General features: G+C 73.6%; 2 protein-coding genes. Both read left to right on the top strand.

Annotated elements, in window-relative coordinates; translation table 11 throughout:
• Positions 1-1,150 (top strand): FAD-binding oxidoreductase (locus Acy02nite_RS46010; protein WP_203756694.1); only part of this gene is annotated, 1,150 nt, incomplete at its 5' end.
• A gap of 31 nt (positions 1,151-1,181) precedes the next feature.
• A partial coding sequence (locus Acy02nite_RS46005; RefSeq protein WP_239175910.1) for an AfsR/SARP family transcriptional regulator occupies positions 1,182-2,977 on the top strand: 1,796 nt, incomplete at its 3' end.

The raw sequence follows: 2,977 nt of genomic DNA, 5'->3' as shown, positions 1-2,977 counted from the left end.
TGAGCGCACCCTGCTGATCACCACGCGGCGGCTGGCCGGGGTGACCGTCGACCCGGTGACCCGCCGGGCGCGGGTGGGGGCCGGCGTGCGCTGGCAGCAGGTGGTCGACGCCGCCGCCCAGCACGGGCTCGCGCCCCTGGTCGGGTCCTCACCGCTGGTGGGCGTGGTCGGTTACACCCTCGGCGGCGGACTGAGTGCGACGATGGGACGAAAGCACGGCTGGGCGTCCGACCACGTCACCGCGCTGGACATCGTCACCGCCGACGGCGAGGCGCGGCACGTCGATGCGCAGAACGAGGCTGAGCTGTTCTGGGCGGTCCGCGGGGCGAAGAGCAACCTGGGCGTGGTCACCGCCATCGAGTTCGCCCTGTTCCCGGTCACCCGGCTGCACGGCGGGGTGCTGATCTTCCCGGGCGACCATGCCGAGTCCGTACTGCGGGCCTATGCCGCCCTGACCGCCCAGGCGCCGGATGAGCTGACCAGCTCGATCGCCTTCATGCGCCTGCCGGATCTGCCGGTGTTCCCGGAGCCGCTGCGCGGGACGTTCACGGTGCATGTGCGGATCTCTTTCCTGGGCTCGGCGGCGGACGCGGACGCGCTGCTCGAGCCGCTGCGGGCCGCTGGGCCGGTGGTGATCGACACCGTCGCCGACCTGCCGTACACCGATTTCGCCTTGATCTACTCCGACCCCGAGGGCCCGGCGCCGTTCGCCGAGCGCACGCTGAGCCTGCCGCCCTTGACCGGCGACCTGGTCGAGCGGCTGATCGAGGGGTTCGGGGCGCAGGCCGACGTCCCGGCCACCATCGTCGAGCTGCGTCATCTCGGCGGGGCGCTGCGCACCACTGCGGCCGGAGCCGGGGCCGCCGGTCTGCGTGCGGCGGAGTTCGTCCTGTGGGTCGTCACCGTCGGGGACCCCGAACAGACGCGGCCGGCCGTGCTCTGGACCGGGGAGCTGTTCGCCACGTTGGAGCCGTGGGCGCTGGCGGGCAAGCACCTCAACTTCATCGGGCAGGAGGATCTCGGCGCCGAGGCGGTCCGGGCGGCGTATCCGGAAGCGACCTACCACCGGCTGGCCCGGGTCAAGGCGACCTACGACCCGGCCAACGTCTTCCGGCTCAACCACAACATCCTGCCGTCGGCCACGGACTGAACCTTCGGTGTCGGCATCCGTCGTACGTCGCATGGTGCGGTTTCTTCTGCTGGGCCCGGTGCGAGCCGTTACGGACACGGGTGCGATCACTCTCGGTTCACCGCAGCAGAGCGGGCTGCTGGCCCTGCTGCTCCTGCGGCACGGTCCGGTGCCGATCGACGACGTGGTGGACGCGCTGTGGGGCGAGAACCCGCCGGCGTCGGCGCACAGCACCGTCCGCACGTATGCCGCCCGCCTGCGGCAGGTGCTCGCGGGTCACCCGGTCGAGCTGCGCCGATCGGCCGGGGGCTACCACCTGGTCCGGCACGCAGCTGACGTCGACGCGGAGGAGTTCGACCGGCTCGTCGAGCAGGCCCGTCAGGCGCGGCGCTCCGGTGACGTGGCCGGGGCCGCGTCGCGGCTGCGCCGGGCGCTGGGTCTGTGGTCGGGCCGGGCGCTGGGCGGTGTGCGGGCCGAGTTCGCCGCCGCCCAGCGCGTTCGCCTGGAGGAGTCCGGTCGTGCCGCGCGTGAGCAGTTGTTCGACGCGGAGCTGGCGCTCGGCCGTCACGAGGCGATCTGCGCCGATCTGGGTGCGGCGGTCGCCGAGCGCCCGGTGGACGCGCGCCTGACCGAGCTGTGGATGACCGCGCTGCACCGCTGCGGCCGGACGGTGGAGGCGCTCGACGCGTTCCGCCGGTTGCGGGCGCAGTTGCACGAGCAGCTCGGTATCGAGCCCGGTCCCGGGCTGCAGCGACTGCACCAGCGGTTGTTGCAGGGCGGCGACGCGCTTGCCGTGCCCGAGGAGCCCCCGGCGGAGCGGCCGGATCAGATGCCTCCCGGCGTACGGCATTTCACCGGCCGCCGTGCCGAGATCGACCGGCTGCGCCGAGTGCTCACCGAGGACGGCGTGCCGGTCGCCGGCATCACCGGTCTCGGCGGCTCCGGCAAGTCGGCCCTCGCCGTGCACCTGGCGCGTCTGCTCGCCGACCGCTTCCCGGACGGCCGGATCTACCTGGACCTGCGAGCCCGCACCGGCCGGCCGGTCAGCGCTCACGAGGCCCTCGGATCGCTGCTGCGCTCGCTCCGGCCCGGCGTCACGCTGCCGGAGACGACCGCGGAGCGCTGCACACTCTGGCGCACCGCAGCGTCCGGACGCGACCTGCTGGTCGTGCTCGACGACGCCGACAGCAGCGCGCAGGTCGAGCCCCTGTTGCCGGGCTGCGCGGTGATCGTCACCGCGGCACGCCGGCTGATCGAACTGCCCACGGTGGCGTGGCAGCGGCTGGGCCCGCTCAGCGACGAGGAGTCGCTGCGCCTGCTCGGCGAGATCGCCGGGCACCAGCGCGTCGACGCCGAACCCGACGCCGCCGCCGAGCTGGTCGCCGCCTGTTCCGGTCATCCCCTGTCGGTACGGATCGCCGCCGCCCGTCTGCTCGACCGGCCGCGGTGGACCGTCTCGCAGATCATGGCGCAGCTCGCCGACGACCTGCGGCAACCGGTCGTCATGCACGAGGACTGCAAGATCGTCGACGAGCCGATCCGCCGGGCCGAAGCGCGACTCCGAGCGGTCTCGGCGAGCGTCTTCCGCCTCGCCGCACTCGCCGACGAGCCGCTGCGAACCGTCGACGACGTCACCGCGATGACCGGACTGCCACGCCCGGAAGCCCGCGCGGCGCTGGAGGACCTCGTCGACGCCCACCTGCTCGAAGCCGTCGGCATCGACAGCTACCGTTACCCGGTCCTGATCCAGGCCTTCGCCCGGCGGCGCGCCGAGGAGATCGAGGGCCCGGACCGCTGCGGCATGGCCCTCGCCGGTCTCGTCCGGGCGCTGGTCGCCGCGGCGGGATG

The sequence above is a fragment of the Actinoplanes cyaneus genome (assembly GCF_016862095.1).
In the GTDB taxonomy this organism is placed as follows: domain Bacteria; phylum Actinomycetota; class Actinomycetes; order Mycobacteriales; family Micromonosporaceae; genus Actinoplanes; species Actinoplanes cyaneus.
Note: the sequence above shows the minus strand (reverse complement) of the source record. Positions and strands in the feature narration are given on the sequence as shown.